The 15,019-nt window shown below is 74.0% G+C and carries 14 protein-coding genes; 4 read left to right on the top strand and 10 right to left on the bottom strand.

Annotation, left to right across the window (positions count from 1 at the left end; translation table 11 throughout):
* Window positions 1-50: 50 nt before the first annotated feature.
* From CP973_RS04905 to rsmI, 4 genes are all read right to left on the bottom strand, one after another.
* Window positions 51-1,736, bottom strand: coding sequence for a resuscitation-promoting factor (locus CP973_RS04905; protein WP_150237872.1), 1,686 nt, complete (start codon window positions 1,734-1,736; stop codon window positions 51-53).
* Window positions 1,737-1,862: 126 nt separating this feature from the next.
* A complete protein-coding gene (locus CP973_RS04900) occupies window positions 1,863-2,738 on the bottom strand; it encodes a TatD family hydrolase (protein WP_150237870.1) in 876 nt (291 codons plus the stop codon).
* Window positions 2,739-2,818: 80 nt separating this feature from the next.
* Complete coding sequence (locus tag CP973_RS04895; RefSeq protein ID WP_150237868.1) at window positions 2,819-3,301, bottom strand: hypothetical protein; 483 nt, start codon at window positions 3,299-3,301, stop codon at window positions 2,819-2,821.
* Window positions 3,302-3,471: 170 nt separating this feature from the next.
* A complete protein-coding gene (rsmI, locus tag CP973_RS04890) occupies window positions 3,472-4,341 on the bottom strand; it encodes a 16S rRNA (cytidine(1402)-2'-O)-methyltransferase (protein WP_208853131.1) in 870 nt (289 codons plus the stop codon).
* Window positions 4,342-4,476: 135 nt separating this feature from the next.
* On the opposite strand from rsmI, the gene CP973_RS04885 reads away from it, so the two are divergent.
* The 4 genes from CP973_RS04885 (at window position 4,477) to CP973_RS04870 (ending at window position 9,602) form a co-directional block, all read left to right on the top strand.
* Window positions 4,477-6,201 (top strand): dolichyl-phosphate-mannose--protein mannosyltransferase, encoded by a 1,725-nt coding sequence (locus CP973_RS04885; RefSeq protein ID WP_150237863.1) that lies wholly within the window; start codon window positions 4,477-4,479, stop codon window positions 6,199-6,201.
* A gap of 171 nt (window positions 6,202-6,372) precedes the next feature.
* Window positions 6,373-6,720, top strand: a complete 348-nt coding sequence (locus CP973_RS04880; RefSeq protein ID WP_150237861.1) for a hypothetical protein — start codon at window positions 6,373-6,375, stop codon at window positions 6,718-6,720.
* 146 nt (window positions 6,721-6,866) lie between these two features.
* A complete protein-coding gene (locus CP973_RS04875) occupies window positions 6,867-8,519 on the top strand; it encodes a penicillin-binding transpeptidase domain-containing protein (protein WP_150237859.1) in 1,653 nt (550 codons plus the stop codon).
* Between the two features lie 234 nt (window positions 8,520-8,753).
* Window positions 8,754-9,602, top strand: a complete 849-nt coding sequence (locus CP973_RS04870) for an EamA family transporter (protein WP_150237857.1) — start codon at window positions 8,754-8,756, stop codon at window positions 9,600-9,602.
* On the opposite strand, the gene CP973_RS04865 is transcribed toward CP973_RS04870, so the two are convergent.
* The 6 genes from CP973_RS04865 to CP973_RS04845 all read right to left on the bottom strand — a co-directional run bounded on the left by CP973_RS04865 (window position 9,599) and on the right by CP973_RS04845 (window position 14,990).
* A complete protein-coding gene (locus tag CP973_RS04865) occupies window positions 9,599-10,414 on the bottom strand; it encodes an SDR family NAD(P)-dependent oxidoreductase (protein WP_150237855.1) in 816 nt (271 codons plus the stop codon). The two genes, CP973_RS04870 and CP973_RS04865, sit on opposite strands and share 4 nt — an antisense overlap.
* Before the next feature lie 105 nt (window positions 10,415-10,519).
* Window positions 10,520-10,681 (bottom strand): hypothetical protein, encoded by a 162-nt coding sequence (locus CP973_RS39850; RefSeq protein ID WP_156100299.1) that lies wholly within the window; start codon window positions 10,679-10,681, stop codon window positions 10,520-10,522.
* Window positions 10,682-10,753: 72 nt separating this feature from the next.
* The gene (locus CP973_RS04860; protein WP_150237853.1) at window positions 10,754-12,031 is read right to left on the bottom strand and encodes a serine hydrolase domain-containing protein; all 1,278 of its coding nucleotides are present in this window, start codon (window positions 12,029-12,031) and stop codon (window positions 10,754-10,756) included.
* A gap of 99 nt (window positions 12,032-12,130) precedes the next feature.
* Complete coding sequence (locus CP973_RS04855; RefSeq protein WP_244409281.1) at window positions 12,131-12,961, bottom strand: energy-coupling factor ABC transporter ATP-binding protein; 831 nt, start codon at window positions 12,959-12,961, stop codon at window positions 12,131-12,133.
* A 114-nt stretch (window positions 12,962-13,075) separates the two neighbouring features.
* Complete coding sequence (gene cbiQ, locus CP973_RS04850) at window positions 13,076-13,837, bottom strand: cobalt ECF transporter T component CbiQ (RefSeq protein WP_150237851.1); 762 nt, start codon at window positions 13,835-13,837, stop codon at window positions 13,076-13,078.
* Window position 13,838: 1 nt separating this feature from the next.
* The gene (locus CP973_RS04845) at window positions 13,839-14,990 is read right to left on the bottom strand and encodes an energy-coupling factor ABC transporter permease (RefSeq protein WP_150237849.1); all 1,152 of its coding nucleotides are present in this window, start codon (window positions 14,988-14,990) and stop codon (window positions 13,839-13,841) included.
* Between the last annotated feature and the right edge of the window lie 29 nt (window positions 14,991-15,019).

Here is a 15,019-nt window from a genome sequence, read left to right as displayed (position 1 = left end):
CCGGCCCCCAGCCCCCTCACCCTCACCCTTCCCCTGCCCCTCCCCGCACCTCACCCATGCAGCCTGCGCCCACAAACCGGCCACGGACTGGCCCCCCGGCTGATGTAGAGCTTCTTCGCCCGATAGGTCTGCTCCCCGGCGGGCGCGTCCTGCGGGCGCCCCTTGCCGCCCAGCCCCTGCCAGGTACCGGTGTCGAACTGGTAGAGCCCGCCGTACGTGCCGGACGCGTCCACCGCGTCCGGCCGTCCGCCCGCCTCGCACTGGGCGAGCGCGTCCCAGTTCAGGTGGTCCGCGCCGGCCACCCGTTGCGGCACCGGCTTGGTGCCCACGTGCACGATCCGGTCGCGGGGCTCGCGGACGACCTCGGAGCCGACCTTCTTCGGCTTCTGCTGGACGCCGTTGACCGTGCGCACCTCGTACGTCAGGCGCCGCACGCCGGGCTGTCCCTGCCGTACGACCGTCTCGGTGCCCTTGAAGAGCGTCGGGTCGGCCTTCTTGACCGTCCGGAACGCGATGGTCTCCTCGCGGACCTTCTCGGCCCCGGTGATGCGCAGGACGGAGATGGTCTGCCCGTCGCGCGGGAAGGAGTCGGGCGCCACGGAGGTGGTGTCCTCGCCGCGCAGCGCGATGCCCGCCTGGTCGAGGGCCTCGCGGACGGTGGCGGCGTTGGTGCGCACGGTGTGCTCGCGGCCGTCGGCGACGAAGGTGACGCTGCGCTCGGTGCGGACGTCCAGGTCGAGGCCGTTGCGGCCGATGCGCCGGTCGGGGTCGACGGACAGATGGGCGCCCTCGGCGCGGACGCCGAACTGGCGCAGCGCGCCGCCGACGGTCTCGGCGGTCGTCCAGACGTCGCGGTGCTGACCGTCGAGGGTGAGCCGGACCGGCCGCCCGTAGCGGATGACGACCTCGTCGCCGCTGGCCAGCTCGGCGTCGGCGGCGGGCTGGACGGAGTCGTGCTCGCCGACCCTGACGTCCTCGTCGGCGAGCAGGTCGCCGACGTCGGAGGCGAAGGTGTGCAGGGTGCGCGGTTCGCCGTCCACGTCGATGCGGACGGCCTTGTCGTGGGCGATGAACGCGGCGGTGCCGCCGGCGAGGAAGGCCACGACGAGGGCCTGCGGCAGCAGTCGCCGGCGGGTTTCGGTGCCGTCGATGCCGCGGCGGTCGACGGTGCCGAGGCGGTCGGCCATGCCGCGGCGGTGGGCGGTGCCACGGGCGGCCCGGCGGGCGGCTGCGCGGCCCTGGTGCGCCGGCAGGCCGGGGGTGGGCACTCCGGCGAGGTCGTCGCGCAGCGGCACGAGCGGGCCCTGGTGCGGCACCCGCCCCGACGGCTCCGCTTGCGCCGCGGGCTCAAGGCGATCCCCCCCGGCCTCCGCCGCGCCCCCGCCGGATTCCGCGGGCCCGCCGGATTCCGCGGACCCGCCCGGGGCTTCCTGGGGCTGCGCGGCGTCGTACCGCTCATACCGCTCGTACGCCCCCGCGCCGTACGCCTCGTACGCCTCGTACACGTCATAGGGACCGCTCTGCCCATACGCCGCGTACGTCCCGTAGGCCCCGTACACCCCGTGCGACCCGTATCCGCCGTACGCGTCACTCTCCCCGAACTCCCCGTACTCCCCGTACGGCGCATACCTCCCGTAAGGATCGGGGGCTTCGACCGCTCCGCCCCGCGGCTCGGCACCCGGTCCGTATCCGCCGTGCGCGACGCGGTGGCTTTGACTGCCCTGCGAATGAGTCACGACACTCCACATGCCACGAGTCGGGGTTGTGGAGCCGGAATGTAGCGGAGCGCCGGTGACTCTCCAAAGCGGACCCGCTACACAGTGTCGCCACGCTATCCTGCCGTGCCGCCCGCCGGGCGACGCTCAGTAGCCGAAGGCGCGCGCCGTGTTGGCGGCCACGGCGGTGGCCAGCGCTTCCTCCGTCATCCCCTTGACCTCGGCCATGGCCCGCAGCGTGACCGGAATGAGATACGGCGCGTTAGGCCGTCCGCGGTACGGCGCGGGCGTCAGGAAGGGGGCGTCGGTCTCGACCAGCACCAGTTCGGGCGGGGCGACGGCCAGCGCGTCGCGCAGCGGCCGGGCGTTCTTGAAGGTGACGTTGCCCGCGAAGGACATGTAGTAACCGGCCTCGGCGCAGACCTTGGCCATCTCCGCGTCGCCCGAGTAGCAGTGGAAGACCACCCGCTCCGGGGCGCCCTCCTCGCGCAGGATGCGGAGCACGTCGTCGTGGGCCTCGCGGTCGTGGATGACCAGGGCCTTGCCGTGCCGCTTGGCGATCTCGATGTGGGCGCGGAAGGAGCGCTGCTGCGCGGCCATGCCGTCCGGGCCGGTACGGAAGTGGTCGAGGCCGGTCTCGCCGACGCCGCGCACGTGCGGCAGCGCCGCCAGCGCGTCGATCTCGGCGAGCGCCGCGTCGAGGGCGGCGTCCCCGCCGGGCTCCCGCGCCCCCTGCCGCGACCAGCCCTCCGGATCCCCCAGAACGATCCGCGGGGCTTCGTTCGGATGCAGCGCGACCGTCGCGTGCACCGCCTCGTACGCGGCGGCGGTCTCCGCGGCCCAGCGCGAGCCGTTCACGTCACAGCCCACCTGGACGACGGTGGTCACACCGACGGAGGCGGCCTTCGCCAGGGCCTCCTCGACCGTTCCGTGCTGCATGTCGAGGTGCGTGTGCGAGTCCGCCACCGCCACCCGAAGCGGTTCGGGCAGCGGCGGCGGCGTGTCCTTGGTCGTACTGCTCATGGCCGCGATCCTACGAGGGACCGCCGGCAGTCACCGGCGGACCGGTCACGGCACGGGGCCTCCGGGACCGCGGCCCCGGCTCACCTGCGGTGGTGCTGGAAGGGATGCAGCAGATCGGAGAGGTGCCAGTGGTGGCGGCTCTCACGGTGGCCGTCCTCCGCGGCCGGCCCGGCGTCACCGGTGCGCTCGCCCTGCTGCGGTACGGATCCGGCGCCCGCGCCCGCGTGGCCTTCGGCGGCGCCCGCCGACGGCTGGTCGTACAGGCTCGCCATCACTTTGGAGACCATCGAGACCTGTCCGGCCCGCATGATGCGCACGACGTGGCCGCCGCAGTTCAGGCAGGTGGGCCGGGTCAGCGGCGACGGTACGCGCTCGCCGTCCGCGTAGTACACACAGTGCGCGCGCCCGTCCGCGTCGACGTGGTGCGTTATCTCGTACGACTGCTCCCAGCCGTGGCCGCAGCTCATGCACGCGAAGGCGTAGGCCTCGTGTGCCGGGGGCTCCGTCCGGGGGGTGGGGTGGGTGCCGGTGGTGATGCCCGGCGTACGCGCGATGTCACTCATAGCCGCTCCTCTTGCCCGCTGGACAAGGTCTCCGGGGACGAACGTCCCACCTCCCAGGGAACGCCTTTCCCGGCGGTGGCGCAGCAGGGTCTCCGACCTGTTGGCACAGATTTGGCGGGGTGCAGAGAATGCGCCCGGCTGCGCGGCCCACGTTTTACCTTCCAGGCTAGTCATTTACCTTCCGGTGGGCCCGTCCGCGCCGCATTCTTTGCCGCCACGACGGCATCGAACACCTCGCGTTTGGGCAGGCCGGTCTCGGCGGCGACGGCCGCGATGGCCTCCTTGCGGCGCTCCCCGGCCTCCTCCCTGACCTGGACGCGGCGCACGAGTTCCGCGGGGCCGAGGTCCTGCGGGCCGGTTTCCGGGGCGCCCTCGACGACGATGGTGATCTCGCCGCGTACGCCGTCCGCCGCCCACGCGGCCAGGTCCTTCAGCGGCCCGCGCCGTACCTCCTCGTACGTCTTGGTCAGCTCGCGGCAGACCGCGGCGCGGCGGTCGGCGCCGAAGATCTCGGTCATCGCGGCGAGGGTGTCGTCGAGGCGGTGCGGGGCCTCGAAGTAGACGAGGGTGCGGCGCTCGTCGGCGACCTCGCGCAGCCGGGAGCGGCGCTCGCCCGCCTTGCGCGGCAGGAAGCCCTCGAAGCAGAACCGGTCCACGGGCAGGCCGGAGACGGCGAGCGCGGTGAGCACCGCGCTGGGGCCGGGCACCGCGGTGACCTTGACGCCGCGCTCGACGGCGGCGGCGACCAGCCGGTAGCCGGGGTCGGAGACGGAGGGCATGCCGGCGTCGGTGACGAGCAGGACGCGGGCGCCGGCTTCGAGGGCGTCGGCGAGTTCCGGTGTGCGGGCGGTCTCGTTGCCCTCGAAGTAGGACACGATCCGGCCGGTCGGCTGCACGCCGAGCGCCTGGGTCAGGCGGCGCAGCCGCCGGGTGTCCTCGGCCGCGATCACCTCGGCCGCGGCCAGCTCGGCGGCGAGCCGCGGCGGCGCGTCCGCGATGTCGCCGATGGGCGTCCCTGCAAGTACCAGCGTTCCAGTCACGCCCCCATCCTCCCAGCCGTACGGCCCGGACATCCCCCGGCGGCGTCCACCCCGCCGCCCGGACCGGCTCGCCCGTACCGGGACCGGCCGTGCCGCCCCCGCCTTCCGCACAGGGTGCTTCCCTACGATGGGCCGGTGACGAGTGACACCGCGACAGACGCCGACCGCGCCGAGGAGACCGCCGGGCAGCCCCGCCGGTGGCAGCGCAGGCTGCGCCGGTTCGGGTACGCCGGGGCGCCCGAGGCCGACGCCCGCGAGCGCCTGGTGCCGGCGTTCCCCGAGCCTGGGACGCGGATGTGGTCGGTGCTGGGCCTGGGCCCGGCCGCGGCGGCCCGGCTGGCGCGCTGGTCGGGCTGGGGCGGGCCGCTGCTGGTGGCGCTCTTCGCCGGGGTGCTGCGGTTCTGGAACCTGGGCAGTCCGGCGAAGGTGATATTCGACGAGACGTACTACCCCAAGGACGCCTGGTCGCTGCTCCAGTACGGCTACGAGGGCACCTGGGCGAAGGACGCCAACGACGCGCTGGTCGCGCACCCCCAGCAGATCCTGCTCTCACCCGAGCACTCCTACGTCGTCCACCCGCCGCTGGGGAAGTGGATGATCGCGCTGGGCGAGTGGGCGTTCGGCATGAACCCCTTCGGCTGGCGGTTCGTGGTGGCGCTGCTCGGCACGCTGTCGGTGCTGATGGTCTGCCGTATCGGCCGCCGGCTGCTGCGCTCGACGGCGCTGGGCTGCCTGGCGGGCGTGCTGCTGGCGGTGGACGGCCTGCACTTCGTGATGAGCCGTACGGCGCTGCTGGACCTCATCGTCATGTTCTGGGTGGTGGCGGCGTTCGGCTGTCTGCTGGTGGACCGGGACCGTACCCGGGCGCGGCTGGCGGCGGCGCTGCCGGTGGGCGCGGACGGGCTGGCGCGGCCGGACGAGAAGGCGGGCGACCGGCTGCGGCTGGGGTGGCGGCCGTGGCGGCTGGCGGCCGGGCTGTGCCTGGGCCTGTCCGCGGCGAGCAAGTGGAACGGCCTGTACTACCTGGCGGCGTTCGCCGTGCTGATGGTGCTGTGGGACGTGGCCGGGCGGCGCACGGCGGGCGCGCGGCATCCCGTGCGCGCCGTGCTGCGCCGCGACCTGCTGCCCGCGTTCGTCTCGACCGTCGTGGTGGGGATGGCCGCGTACCTGGTGACGTGGACCGGCTGGCTGGTCACCAAGGGCGGCTACTACCGGGACTGGGCGACCGCCACCCCGGAGGGGCGCGCGGGCGCCTCGTCCTGGCTGCCGGACTGGCTGCGCAGCCTGTGGCACTACGAGACCGAGGTCTACGACTTCCACAAGGGCCTGTCCACGCCGCACACCTACCAGTCGAACCCGTGGAGCTGGCTGGTGCAGGGCCGCCCGGTCTCGTACTTCTACGAGGACCCCAAGATGGGGCACGACGGGTGTACGGCGGCCGAGGGCTGTGCGCGGGAAGTGCTCGCGCTGGGTACTCCCCTGCTGTGGTGGGCCGGGTGCTTCGCGCTTCTGTACGTGCTCTACCGCTGGCTGTTCAAGCGGGACTGGCGGGCGGGCGCCGTCGCCTGCGGCATCGCGGCGGGCTACCTGCCGTGGTTCCTGTACCAGGACCGGACGATCTTCCTGTTCTACGCGGTGGTGTTCGTGCCGTTCGTGTGCCTGGCGCTGGCCATGATGATCGGCGCGATCCTCGGCCCGCCGGGGTCGGGCGAGCGGCGGCGCGCGGTGGGAGCGGTCGGTGCCGGGGTACTCGTCCTGCTCATCGTCTGGAATTTCATCTACTTCTACCCGCTCTACACGGGGCAGCCGATCCCGAAGAGCGCCTGGCACAACAGGATGTGGTTCGACACCTGGGTCTAGGCCGTGCCTTGCGGACCATCCTGGGACCGGGGCGTTTCGACACGGCCGGATCCCCTGCGCGGAAAGCACCGTTCCGCGCAGGAGCGGCGGTCATACTTGGCCGTCACCGAACGATGCCGATCAATGTCGATCGCCGCCTTGGAGCCGCGGACGGCCGGGGAGGGACCGCAATTGAGCAAGCCGCAGATCGTGTACGTCATCGAGCACAACAAGCCGGAGCAGGTGGAGGACCACGGTGCGCTGCGCACCGCCGCGCCCGCCTGCAAGGAGCTGGCCCTCGCGGCGTTCACCGACATCGAACAGGCCAGGGAAGAGGCCGAGATCTGGGCCGAACGGCAGCACTACCCGGGTCTGACCTGGCAGGAGACCAACAACCCGCTGATCGGTGACGCGGTGGGGCTGACGGCCGCCACCGAGGTCGACGGGCAGAAGACCGTGGTCTTCAACGTCACCGCGATGGTGGTGGTCGACTCCCGGGACCGGCCGCCGCTCTCCACGCAACGGCCGTCGCCAGGCTGAGGTGTCAACGGCACGGCGCCGGGGCGCCACCGGCGTCGCCCGTATCACAGGGCCGAGACTCACCCCCGTACCCCGTGTCCCATAGAGTGCGCTGCACGTTCTTGTGTGCGTGCGGAAGAACGAGGATTCGGGAGGGGATCGGCGACATGCGCCGTGAGGTGAGGTACGGGCTGATCGGCGGGGCGGTGGCCCTGGTCGCGGGCGGTGTGGGCGGCTACACGCTGCTGGGCGGCTCCGGTGACGACGAGCGGCCCCAGCAGGTCCGCGCCGCCCAGGACGGCAAGCCCGTCGGCGCGCCCGCGGTGAAGTCCGGCCCGCTGTCCGCGGCCGAAGTGACCGGCACCGCCGGGAAGTTCCTGGACGCCTGGAAGGCGGGGGCCGCCGACAAGGCCGCCGCGCTCACGGACGACGCGAAGACGGCGGCCGCCGCCCTGGCCGCGTACCCGAAGCAGACCCACTTCACCGACCTGAAGGTGACGCCCGGCAAGGCCACCGGCGACAAGGTCGCCTACACGGTCAGCGCCCAGATCGCGTACAAGGACATGAAGGAGCCGTTCTCCTACGCCACTTCACTGACCGTCAGGCGCGACCCGGAGACCGGCGAGCCGCGCGTCGCCTGGGCGCCGAGCGTCCTGCACCCCAAGCTGGGCAAGGGCGACGTGCTGCGCACCGGCGAGTCCGAGGCGCCGCCCATCAAGGCGGTGGACCGCAACGGCGCCGAGCTGACCAAGGAGGCGCACCCGGCGCTGGCCGGGGTGCTGGACAGCCTGCGCGACAAGTTCGGCAAGAAGACGGACGGCAAGCCGGGTGTCGAGCTGTTCGTCGACCGGCCGGGCGGTGACAAGGCGCAGAAGCCCGACGAGACGCTGAAGGTGCTCTCCAAGGGCAAGCCCGGCACGCTCAAGACCACTCTGGACGCCAAGGTGCAGGCGGCGGCCGAGAAGGCGGTCAAGGGCAAGCCGAAGGCGTCCGCGGTCGCCCTCAAGCCGAGCACCGGCGAGATCCTCGCCATCGCCAACTCCCCGGAGAAGGGCTTCAACACCGCCACCCAGGGATCGCTGGCGCCCGGCTCCACGATGAAGATCGTGACGGCCTCGATGCTGATCGACAAGGGGCTGACGGCGCCGGACAAGCCGCACCCGTGCGAGAAGTTCGTGACGGTCGGCGGCTGGAAGTTCCAGAACCTCAACGAGTCCGAGATCAAGAACGGCACCTTCGCGCAGAGCTTCGCGGCGTCCTGCAACAACGCGTTCATCTCCATGGCGCCCAAGCTGGCGGACGACGACCTGACGAAGCAGGCCCGCGACGTCTTCGGCATCGGCCTGAACTGGCAGACCGGCATCCCCACCTTCGACGGCGCGGTGCCGGTGCAGAGCGACGCGCAGATGGCCGCCTCGCTGATCGGGCAGGGCGGGGTGCGGATGAACCCGCTGACCGTCGCCTCGGTCGCGGCGACCGTCCAGAACGGCGGCTTCCACCAGCCGTACATCGTCGCGCCGTCCCTCGACGGCCGGTCCTTGGCCAAGGCCCCGCGCGCGATGAAGCCGGACACCGCGTCCGCGCTGAAGTCCCTGATGAAGCTGACCGCCACGTCCGGTACGGCGGCGGAGGCGATGTCCGGGCTCAGCGGCGACATCGGCGCGAAGACCGGGTCGGCGGAGGTGGACGGCCAGGAGAAGCCGAACGCCTGGTTCACCGCCTACCGCGGGGACATGGCCGCGGCGGCCGTCGTCCCGGCCAGCGGCCACGGCGGCTCGAACGCCGGGCCGGTCGTCCGCTCGATCCTGTCGGCGGGCTGAGGCCCCGCCGGGCCGGGGCCGCGGGCTCCGGCCCGGTGACGGCTCCGGCGAAGGCGACGGCTCCCACTCCCACTCCGGGGTGATCTGTCACACCCCGCCCGCTCACCATCGCGTGGCCCGTACAGCTAGAGCTAGCGTGCGGGCCATGCGCCATTTCCCGTACGGTCACCCAGCCCTTCGCCCGTCGGCCCCGCGCCCCCGACACCGGACGGCCCGCATACGGGAGCGGGCCGCATGAGCCCCCTGGTCGTCACGGCGGTCCTGATCGCCGCCGTCACCCACGCCGGCTGGAACGCGATCGCCCACCACATCAAGGACCAGCTGCTCGCCTTCACGCTGGTCGGCGGCGGCGGGGCGCTCTGCGGGGCGGTGCTGGCCTGCTTCGCGCCGCTGCCCGCGCCCGGCGCCTGGCCGCCGCTCCTCGCCTCCGTCGTCCTGCACGTCGTCTACCAGGTCCTGCTGATGCAGTCGTTCCGGCTGGGCGAGTTCGGGCAGATGTACCCCATCGCGCGCGGCACCGCGCCGCTCGTGGTCACGGTCCTGGCCGCCGTGTTCGTCGGCGAGGTGCCGGACGCGTGGGGGCTGGCCGGGGTGGCGCTCGCCTCGGCGGGCCTGGTCGGCGTGGCGCTGTGGGGCATCCGCGGCTCGGGCGCGAAGCCGCACTGGCCGGCCCTGGTCGCCGCGCTCGCCACCGGCCTGGCCATCGCCTCGTACACCACGGTCGACGGCGTCGGCGTCCGCGCCTCCGGCACCGCGCCCGGCTACATCGCCTGGCTGATGATCCTGGAGGGCCTGGCCATCCCCGCCTACGCCCTGGCCACCCGCCGCCGCGCCCTGCTCACCCAGCTCCGCCCGGTGGCGCTGCGCGGCGCGGCCGGCGGTGTGCTGTCCGTCTTCGCCTACGGCCTGGTCCTCTGGGCCCAGACGCAGGCCCACCTGGCGCCCATCGCCGCCCTCCGCGAGTCCTCGATCATCGTCGGCGCCGCCATCGGCACGCTGTTCTTCAAGGAGCGCTTCGGCACGCCGCGCCTGGTGGCGGCGGGGCTGATGGTGGCGGGGATCGCGCTGATGCTGCACACCTAGGGCGTCCGCTCCGGGCCGCCGCGCAGCGCCTCGCGCAGCGCCGCGTTGCCGGTCAGGATGCCGCCGTCCACCGGGAGCGTGACGCCAGTGATCCAGGCGGCGTCCGTGGAGGCCAGGAAGGCGACGGCCGCGGCGATGTCGTCGGGGCGGCCCACGCGGCCCAGGGGGTAGGCGGCCGCGGCGCGCTTCAGGGCGTCCGGGCGGTCGGCCCAGTTCGGGGTGTCGACGGTGCCCGGGGCGACCAGGTTGACCCGTACGCCCCGGGCCGCCGCCTCGCCCGCGAGGGTACGGGTGAGGGAGGCCAGGCCCGCCTTGGCGGCGCTGTACGCGTGGTTGCCGAAGTCCTGCTCGCCGTTGACCGAGCCGACGCTGACGATCGCGCCGCGGCCGCCCGCGGCGGCCAGGCGGGGCAGCGCGGCGCGGGCGCAGCGGAACGCGCCGCCGAGGGTGATGTCCAGGTCACCGGCCCAGTCCTCGTCCCGGTGGTCCTCGAAGCGCGGCGGGTCGGGCAGGCACCGGTAGGCGTTGTTGACCAGCACGTCGAGCCCGCCGAAGCGGTGCACGGCGTGCGCGACGGCCGCCTCGACGGCGGCCCGGTCCGCCACGTCGCAGGCAAGGGCCTCGGCGGTGCCGCCGCCGTCCCGTACGGGGGCGCTCTCGCGGATCCGGGCGGCCGCCTGCTCGGCGCGGTCCCCGTCCAGGTCCGTGACCAGCACCCGCGCGCCCTCGGTGGCGAGCCGCCGCGCGGTGGCCTCGCCGATGCCCCGGCCGGCGCCGGTGATCAGTACGCTGTAACCGTCGAATCGCCTCATGCGCACACCTTGGCGCACGGGCCTCACGGGCAACAGACCGTGTCGGTCCGCTCGCCCGGCTCTGCCGGTCCCGTCCGCCCGACTGCGCCGGTCCCGCCCGCCCGGTCAGTACCGCTTCGGCGCGGGCTTCGGCTTCTCGCCGCGCACGGACGGCTGGTCCGCGTTGACCTCCTCGGCGCTGCGGTCCCGCTCGCTGCGGTGCGGCTGCGGCTTGTCCTGGGCGGGACCGGCTTCCCGGGGGTCCTTCATCTTCCGCTCGTCGGCCATGTCGGCTCCTTCAGGTGGGGTGTCAGGCGTACGGGTGCCCCGCCCGTCACCTCCGACACGTCCGCCCCGGGCTCAGGCGTCGAGCGCCCCCCGCAGCGCCCGCACCAGCGCCTGCGCCCGCGGGTCGGCCGTCACGTTCTGCTGCATGCCGTTGGTGACGTAGCCGAAGGCGGTACCGGACTCGGGGTCCGCGAAGGCCAGGCAGCCGCCGCGGCCGGGGTGGCCGAAGGAGCCGGGGGCCAGCAGCGGCGAGGCGGGGCCGTGCAGCATGTAGCCGAGGCCGAAGCGGGTGTTGACGACGAGGGTGCGGTCCGGCCCCGCCGACTCCTCCGTACGGGCCAGGGTGAGCGTGGCGGGCGCGAAGAGGCGGGGGTGGCCGTCGACGGGGCCGATGAGCGCCGCGTAGCAGCGGGCCAGGGCGCGGGCGGTGGCGATGCCGTTGGAGGCGGGGAGTTCGGCGGCGCGGTAGGCGTCGGCGTTCTCGTCGGGGGCCGGGGTGATGGCGCCGAAGGCGCGCCGGGTGAGGGAGGCGGGGTCGCGGTAGGCGTCGGCTACGTCGCGCTTGGGGCGGACGCGCAGCCCGGCCGAGGCGGGCGGGGCCGGTGCCTCGACGTCGGCCAGGCGGCCGGCGCGGGCGCGCGCGTCGGCGGGGGCGCCGACCCACAGCTCCAGGCCGAGGGGCCCGGATATCTCGTCGGCGATCCAGGTGCCGATGGTGCGACCGGTGACCCGCAGGACCAGTTCGGCCAGCAGCCAGCTGTAGGTCTGGGCGTGGTAGCCGTGCTCGTCGCCGGGCGTCCAGGCGGGGGCCTGGGCGGCGAGGGCGGCGGGGCCGCTGACGCCGTCGAGGGCCTGCTCGGGGGTGAGCGGGGTGTCCAGGACGGGCAGTCCGGCGCGGTGCGAGAGGAGGTGGCGGACCAGGACGCGGTCCTTGCCGGCGGCCTTGAACTCGGGCCAGTACGTGCCGACGGGCGCGTCCAGGTCGAGCAGGCCGCGCTGGTGCAGGAGGAGCGGCACGACGGCCGCGACGCCCTTGGTGGCGGAGCGGATGACCTGGGCGGTGTGGGCCTCCCAGGGGGCACCGCCGTCCGGCGCGCCCGGGTCGGAACCGTCCGCGTCGGGACCGGTCGTGTGGGGACTGTCCGCGTCGGGGCCGGTCGCGTGGGGACCGTCCGCGTCCCGGCTGCCGCCCCACAGGTCGACGATCTTGCGCCCGTGCCGGTAGACGGCGACAGCCGCGCCGCGCTCGCCGCGCCGCGCGAAGTTGGCCGCGAAGGCGTCGCGGACCGGCTCGAAGCCGTCCGCGACCGTGCCCTGGACGTCCACCACTGTTTCCCGCTTCCCACTCATCCGTCGCGTTTGTGACCTATCAATGGTGCAACGCGCGGATCAGTGCTGGTGACCAGGGGCGTCGGCGAACGCGGTGACCAGGGGTGACCTCAGGCCCCCTCAGGACGTGGGGATCGTCACAGAGCGCGGGTCGAATCCGAAGGGGAGTTCGAGTCGGTGCGCGGCCATCAGGTCCGCGTCGCTCAGCAGTTCCCGCGTCGGCCCGTCGGCGGCGATGACGCCCCCGGACAGGACGACGGCCCGCGGGCACAGTTCGAGCGCGTACGGCAGGTCGTGCGTGACCATCAGCACCGTCACGTCCAACGCCCGCAGGATGTCCGCGAGTTCGCGGCGGGAGGCGGGGTCGAGGTTGGACGACGGCTCGTCCAGGACGAGGGTCTCCGGGCGCATCGCGAGCACGGTCGCGACCGCGACCCGGCGGCGCTGCCCGAAGGAGAGGTGGTGCGGCGGGCGGTCGGCGTACTCCGCCATGCCGACCCGGCCGAGCGCCTCGGTGACCCGCGCCGCCAGTTCCGCGCCGCGCAGCCCGGCCGCGGCGGGCCCGAACGCCACGTCCTCGCGGACGGTGGGCATGAACAGCTGGTCGTCGGGGTCCTGGAAGACGATGCCGACCCGGCGGCGGATCTCGGCGAGGTGCCGCCGCACGACGGGCAGCCCGGCGACCGTGACCGTGCCGGCGCCGGGCGTGAGGATGCCGTTCAGGTGCAGGACGAGCGTGGTCTTCCCGGCGCCGTTCGGGCCGAGCAGCGCGACCCGCTCGCCGCGCGCCACGGTCAGGTCGACGCCGAAGAGGGCCTGGTGGCCGTCGGGGTAGGCGTAGGCGAGCCCGGCGACCTCCAGGGAGAGCGTGGAGGCCGCCGGGGACGCCGCGGGAGACGCCGGTGCGGGTGCGGTGGTGCGGGCGGTCGCGGGGCTGTTCGAAGCATCCATCCCAGTCAGAGGATCCGTCCTGGTCAGAGGGTGAAGTGCCGATCAGAGGGTGCGTGCCGGTCAGAGGGTGCGTTCCGTGGCCAGAGGGGAATCCGGCCAGAGGGTGGGTCCCGGTCAGAGGGCCCACCCCAGCAGGCATACGGCGAGGGCGGCGGCGGGCAGGGCGGCGGCGCGCGTCCACTCGGCGGCGGTCGCGGCGGCGGCGTCCGGTACGGGCAGGGTGCCGGTGTAGCCGCGGCTGACCATGGCGAGGTGGACGCGTTCGCCGCGTTCGTAGGAGCGGATGAACAGGGCGCCGGCGGACTTCGCGAGGACGCCCCAGTGGCGTACGCCGCGCGCCTCGAAGCCGCGGGAGAGGCGGGCGATGCGCATCCGCCGCAGCTCGTCGGCGATGACGTCGCCGTACCGGATCATGAAGGAGGCGATCTGGACGAGCAGCGGCGGCATCCGCAGCCGTTGCAGGCCGAGCAGCAGGCCGCGCAGTTCGGTGGTGGCGGCGAGCAGGACGGAGGCGGCGACGCCGAGCGTGCCCTTGGCGAGGATGTTCCAGGCGCCCCAGAGCCCGGCCTCGCTCAGGGACAGCCCGAGGACGTGCACCCGCGGCCCGGTGGCGACGAACGGCATCAGGACGGCGAACGCCACGAACGGCACCTCGATGAGCAGCCGCTTGAGCAGGAAACCGGCGGGCACCCGGGCCGCGGCGGCGACCGCGGCGAGCAGCAGCGCGTACAGGGCGAAGGCCCACAGGGCGGTGCGCGGGGTGGCGACGACGGCCAGGACGAAGCACAGCACCGCCGCGATCTTGCAGTGCGGCGGGAGCGCGTGCACCGGCGAGTGCGCGGGCCGGTAGAGCTTGTGGGCGTGCCCGGCACCCATGTCAGGCCGATTCCGGGGAGTGGCGCGGGGGCGTGGCGTCCCCGGCGGCTTCCGCGACGGCGGTGTCCCGCGCGGAGGCCCGGCGCCGCCGTACGACGACGAAGACCCCGGTGCCGACGGCGAGCGTCGCGCCCACTCCGATCACCCCGGCGAGCCCGCCTGAGATCCGCGGGTCCGCGATGTCCCTGACGCTGTAGTCGGCCAGCGGCGAGTCCTTGGCCGCGTGTTCCTCGGCCTTGGCGTCCATGCCCTGGTCCTGGGCGACCTTCTCCAGGCCGTCCGGGCTGGTGGAGGCGTAGTAGCTGACGCCGCCCGCGCAGACGAGCGCGGCGGCGACCCCGGCCAGCCAGACGCGCCGGGTGGAGCGCCGGGCGGCGACGGGCCGCGCCGGCTCCGCCGGTTCCGGCTCCCGCTCCCCCGCCCGCGCTCCCGCCGCGGCCCCGGCCAAGGGAGAGGCCCGCAGTTCGAGCGGCTTGGCCGACCCGCGCGCCCCGTACACGAGGTCGGGGCGCACGGCGAGGACCGCGCCGACGGTGAGCGCGGTGATGGCGGCCTCACCGAGGCCGATGAGGATGTGCACGCCGGTCATGGCCGCGAAGACGGTGCCGATCGGTACGTCGGTGGTGCCGCCCAGCGCGTACAGGCCGGTGAAGGCGACGGCGGCGGCCGGTACGGAGACGGCCGCGGCCACGAAGGCCGCGGCCGTGACCGAGCGGCGTCCGCGCGGCAGCACCGTGACCAGGCCGCGGAAGATCCCGTACGCGACGAGGACGGTCACCACCGCCATGTCGGTGATGTTCACGCCCAGCGCGGTCAGCCCGCCGTCGGCGAAGAGCACGCTTTGCATGAGCAGGATGACGGATACGCACAGCACGCCGGTGTACGGGCCGACGAGGATCGCGGCCAGCGCGCCGCCGAGCAGGTGTCCGCTGGTCCCGGCGGCGACGGGGAAGTTGAGCATCTGCACGGCGAAGATGAAGGCGGCGACCAGCCCGGCGAGCGGCGCGGTGCGCTCGGCGCCGAGTCCGGTGTCCGGGCCGGTGCCGCCCAGTTCGCGGCGGGCGCCGCGCAGGCTGACCGCGACGGCGGCGGCGGCGAGGACACCGGCGGCGGCCGAAACGGGGGCGTCGATGAATCCGTCGGGTACGTGCATCAGGGTCTCCGCTCAGCCGCGCAGTCCTC

Source organism: Streptomyces albofaciens JCM 4342 (assembly GCF_008634025.1).
GTDB classification, from domain to species: domain Bacteria; phylum Actinomycetota; class Actinomycetes; order Streptomycetales; family Streptomycetaceae; genus Streptomyces; species Streptomyces albofaciens.
This window is presented reverse-complemented; position numbering and strand designations above follow the sequence as displayed.

What these genes read in the sequence shown, in the direction of transcription:
- CP973_RS04900 (WP_150237870.1), bottom strand. Translation starts at nt 2,738, where the DNA reads ATGAGCAGTACGACCAAGGACACGCCGCCGCCGCTGCCCGAACCGCTT.
- CP973_RS04895 (WP_150237868.1), bottom strand. Translation starts at nt 3,301, where the DNA reads ATGAGTGACATCGCGCGTACGCCGGGCATCACCACCGGCACCCACCCC.
- CP973_RS04875 (WP_150237859.1), top strand. Translation starts at nt 6,867, where the DNA reads ATGCGCCGTGAGGTGAGGTACGGGCTGATCGGCGGGGCGGTGGCCCTG.
- CP973_RS04870 (WP_150237857.1), top strand. Translation starts at nt 8,754, where the DNA reads ATGAGCCCCCTGGTCGTCACGGCGGTCCTGATCGCCGCCGTCACCCAC.
- CP973_RS04865 (WP_150237855.1), bottom strand. Translation starts at nt 10,414, where the DNA reads ATGAGGCGATTCGACGGTTACAGCGTACTGATCACCGGCGCCGGCCGG.
- CP973_RS39850 (WP_156100299.1), bottom strand. Translation starts at nt 10,681, where the DNA reads ATGGCCGACGAGCGGAAGATGAAGGACCCCCGGGAAGCCGGTCCCGCC.
- CP973_RS04860 (WP_150237853.1), bottom strand. Translation starts at nt 12,031, where the DNA reads ATGAGTGGGAAGCGGGAAACAGTGGTGGACGTCCAGGGCACGGTCGCG.
- CP973_RS04855 (WP_244409281.1), bottom strand. Translation starts at nt 12,961, where the DNA reads ATGGATGCTTCGAACAGCCCCGCGACCGCCCGCACCACCGCACCCGCA.
- cbiQ (WP_150237851.1), bottom strand. Translation starts at nt 13,837, where the DNA reads ATGGGTGCCGGGCACGCCCACAAGCTCTACCGGCCCGCGCACTCGCCG.
- CP973_RS04845 (WP_150237849.1), bottom strand. Translation starts at nt 14,990, where the DNA reads ATGCACGTACCCGACGGATTCATCGACGCCCCCGTTTCGGCCGCCGCC.